We start from the raw sequence: 4,017 nt of genomic DNA on the forward strand, positions 1-4,017 counted from the left end.
AGAACTCTGGGGGATCGGCAGACGGCATTTGATTTCAGTGTTTTACGGGTCGCTAGCTCTGCTGAAATCCTCAACAGTGCTCTGTTGAATCCGCAGAAGGCGACAGGATAGCGTCGCTCTGAAGGCAGTAGCGAAGCGGAAGAGTCGAATGTGCCTAAACTCCTCTTCCGCTTCGTTAAGCAAGCCGTGTCGCTGGCTCAAAAGCGCTGTGCCGCCAGTCCAACGGCGGTGAGTGATCCGACTGGCAACGGATTTCCCGGCTGGAAGCATGTCTCGCTCCACTTTTTGCGGATTCACATGGACGCGACGTACCGCGAGATTGTTGACTGGGCGAGTGAGATGGATCGCGTTCGTGGTCTGTTACAGCTCGCTCGAACGGCATTTCCTGCACCCTCAACGCTGTACCGGTCATTTGAGAGGGTGCCCATGTCTGTGTGGCGCAGCTTCCTTCGTGAGTCCGTAACCATCTGCGATCCGGGCTCGCACGGAGCCATCGATGCCACGTTCTTCGACCGCGAAACGGCATCGAGACACTACCAACATCGCTCGGATCGCCACATACGCACGCTCAAAACGACGGCACTCGTCGATACAGGTTCGTGTGCCATCCTCGACATTCACTGCTCGGCACACTGGCCGCACGACACACAAACTGGCCGTCGAGTCGCTCTTCGTAACTCCGAGAAAATCGAGAGTCTCGCCGGCGACAAAGGCTATGACGACCAATCTCTCCGGGACGCCCTCCGTTCAGAGGGCGTCCGGCCGTTGCTGCGTCACCGGCTGTTCGCTGCGTACGATCACGCGCACAACGCTCGGTTGGACAGCGAATTATACGGCCAGCGCTGGATGGCCGAGACCGCCTTTTCGGCCATCAAGCGTCGGTTCGGCCCCGCTGTCCATCCTCGCGCTTGGTACCGCGAGTTCCGCGAACTCGTGTTGACCGCCGCAGTCTACAACCTCGAACAGGCTCTCAAACAGTGATCCCCACGCCGTCATCGGATTCAACAGAGCAGTTCGGTGCCATTAGCGGGTCGACCAGCAGTATTGAGGATAAGCACCTCTCCAACTTCGTGTGCGAGTCCAGCGACTGTAATCACAGCATCGTCGCCGAGCCCACTGGTTTCAATGTCGAATGCGATCGGGGTGAGATTGCCCATAAGAGACGCCTAGTACCAAACACACAAAATGTCGAGAGGGTGATTTCCGAAACAGTTGATTCGGTGTAGGCTACTGTTTGAGAGATTCTGTTGAGATACTTTCTGTAGAGGCGTTTTCGTCTGAAACAGCTGTTCGCTGATGACTGCGTGTTGAGCCTGAGCTAACGGTCTGCGTTACCTGTCGGGACTAAAGAGGTCATGGTCTCGTGACGAATACTTGGTTCTGAGAACGATCGCTACACCGAGGAATGCGCTAACGATGCCTGCCCTGAATAGGGTCTGCTCGATGCTGGCCGAGAAGTCGAAGGCGTTCGTGATGACCAGCGGCAATACAGCCATATACGATAATAGTCCACCGAAGAAGTATCCCCAATTTGGACCCTTATACAGTTCGTAGGCCGCGACCAGTGTCATTGAGAGAACGGAGAGTAGCAAGAACAACTGAGCGTTGGCAACACCCACCATGGTGAATGATTGACATCAGAACGGATAAAACGTATGTGCTCTGTACTGACAGTAACTCCTCACCACATTGCCAAGTGATGATCTCGTCGGGTCAGACCGTCTGTGGGCCAATGCGACGAAACGGGGGGATGCGGCCAATGACGCTACCAATTGCTGCACTGATGACACCGACGAAGCCACAGACCGCGAGGGCGAAGCAGAGCCAGAGCAACGAGAACGCGACTCCGAGAGCTGCGTAGCCGGGCGATATCGCCCACCCAGAAGTGATGGTACCGACGGAGTTCCAAGCGGCGGGAAGGCCACCGATGATGCCAGTCCTCAAACCAGCACGCTTGGTAGCGGTGGATCGGTTGCTGTAGTACAGCCCCGCGAGTAACGCAGCGAATGACACTATAGTGAAATCGTAGTAGGATGGGCCAGTCTCCAAGGATAAAGCTACCGTGAAGGGAATAGAGAGGAACCCAAGCATTGTCGCAACCGATATATTTTCCTCAAACAACCACTGGGTGATTTTGCTTGATACTGCCATAGTCCTATGTTTGAATTTGGTTGATTGATTTATACGTTTTGGGGGTAGACCGTCCACTATAGTTCGAATTGGCTCTGTTGAAATAATATTCTTCAGACGCATTATTGTCTAAAAAAGCCGATTGCTGAAGAGTGCGAATGTACCACCGGAATCATTTTGTAAATAGCAACAACTGTCCTAATATGAATTGGACAATTACTGTCCCTCTCGCTATCTTTGCTGGTGGTTGCGCACTTGCGGTGTATCAGTCACGGAAAAATGACTGGCCAATTAGCCGGAAGGTTGGCACCATCATCGCCATTATAGGAGCGGCCATCGCGTTATTTGTTAGTCAGCTTGTCAGCATCGATCAATATCCATTTTCGCTTGAAGTAGTTGGTACTCTGATTATGCTCGGTGGCTTTCTCTCCATAATATTCTGGGAATCAGACGAAGAGGCCTAACAAGTATGAATATATCCTGTATTGACCGCAACCGGGGCAGAATATATCACCTACTGAGGATTTCAACAGAGCCAACTCTCTGTATTGCTCCGATGGAGAGCAGAGCGCGTCATATGAGTTGGAACGGCTAGGGCAGGTGACCGCACTGTTTCCTGAGAATCTTCTACGCCTTGATTGGAAGCCGGTGTCCGAGGAGTCGTTACTTCGTCGAACAGTTTGGCGAATTCTGGGTTCGGAGAGTGCTACTCCGCCAGCACGAATCAAGATTCCTACTGGTGAAGACAGAGAACAGATATTAGATGTGTTCCATCAGCTACGTGAGAAACTTGGATATGAATATGACGTTGAGACTTCTTCGAATTAGCGCCCCTAACCAGCGTAGATTCAATAATTGGTTCGTCTGTATTGACCGGAACGGGAGTAACACATAGTACCTACTGAGGACTCCACCAGAGCCGGAAATTCGGAAATTACACACTTCCGTTTAATATTCTCCAGCCGCATTCCGGGCATATGATACTGGATGCACGGGTGTTACAACCCGAATTCATTCCTCAAGAGGTGAAGCACCGCTCCGCTGAAGTCGGCCACCTCTCAGACACGCTACGGCCGGTGATGGACGGTAACCATGCTGAGACATCGTTTCTCTACGGCCCGTCAGGTACGGGAAAGACCTGCATCGCTCAGTACACGGTCGAACGGCTACGCGAGAACGCGTTTGATCTTACTCATCAGTACGTTAACTGCTGGGAGGACTATACCCGCTTCAAGACGCTTTACCGGATTCTCGATGGGATTGGCAGTACAGTCGATATTCATCGGAAGTCAACCCCCAAAGACGAACTCCTCGAGCGGCTCCGCAGGAATGTTGATGATCCCTATATTGTTATCCTAGATGAGGTTGACCAACTCGAGGATAAGAGCCTGCTATACGATCTGTATCGGATTCCAAACCTTGCGATGATTCTCATTGCGAACCGTGAGGAAGACGTCTTTGCACACCTAGATGACCGACTCAACAGCCGTCTTAGTAGCAGTGTTCGAATTCGCTTCGGACGCTACAATCTCGCCGGATTAACCGCCATCCTCGAAGATCGTGTTCACTGGGGGCTCGTCGACGGCACTCTTGATCAAGAGGGGATGGAGTTGATCGCGGATAAGGCCGCAGGCGATGCACGCAAAGCTATCGGTATCCTTCGTAATGCCGCTCAGACTGCTAGCTACAATAATCTCGACGCGATTCCGCACTCAGTCATTGAAGATTCTGTTTCGGAAACGAAATCGGAAATTCAGCAGAAGACTATCGGCAAGCTCACCGATGACCAGCGTGTGCTCTACGAGATACTCACAGAGGATGAAGAGATTGATCCGGCCACACTCTACGATCAGTACACCGATCGGGTCGACGATGCGAAGTCAAAGC

5 protein-coding genes are annotated in these 4,017 nt (G+C 52.3%); 3 read left to right on the forward strand and 2 right to left on the reverse strand.

Features of this window, described 5'->3' with window-relative positions:
- Nucleotides 1–150 precede the first annotated feature (150 nt).
- Nucleotides 151–981 carry an IS5 family transposase gene (locus tag ACT4MF_RS18760; protein ID WP_444683622.1) on the forward strand — a complete coding sequence of 277 codons (831 nt, stop codon included), beginning with the start codon at nt 151–153 and terminating at the stop codon, nt 979–981.
- 350 nt (nt 982–1,331) lie between these two features.
- Here the strand turns inward: ACT4MF_RS18760 and ACT4MF_RS18765 are convergent, their stop codons facing one another.
- Entirely contained in the window at nt 1,332–1,622 is a 291-nt protein-coding gene (locus ACT4MF_RS18765) for a hypothetical protein (protein ID WP_444683623.1), read from the reverse strand.
- A 91-nt stretch (nt 1,623–1,713) separates the two neighbouring features.
- A complete protein-coding gene (locus ACT4MF_RS18770) occupies nt 1,714–2,151 on the reverse strand; it encodes a DUF5518 domain-containing protein (RefSeq protein ID WP_444683624.1) in 438 nt (145 codons plus the stop codon).
- 182 nt (nt 2,152–2,333) lie between these two features.
- Here ACT4MF_RS18770 and ACT4MF_RS18775 point away from each other — a divergent pair, with 182 nt between their 5' ends.
- Both ACT4MF_RS18775 and ACT4MF_RS18780 read left to right on the forward strand, forming a co-directional pair.
- On the forward strand, nt 2,334–2,594 hold the full coding sequence (locus tag ACT4MF_RS18775) for a hypothetical protein (protein WP_444683625.1): 261 nt from the start codon (nt 2,334–2,336) through the stop codon (nt 2,592–2,594).
- A gap of 513 nt (nt 2,595–3,107) precedes the next feature.
- On the forward strand, nt 3,108–4,017 hold a 910-nt coding region (locus tag ACT4MF_RS18780; protein WP_444683626.1), incomplete at its 3' end, for a Cdc6/Cdc18 family protein.

The sequence above is a fragment of the Halorubrum sp. FL23 genome (genome assembly GCF_052439115.2).
Classification (GTDB): domain Archaea; phylum Halobacteriota; class Halobacteria; order Halobacteriales; family Haloferacaceae; genus Halorubrum; species Halorubrum persicum.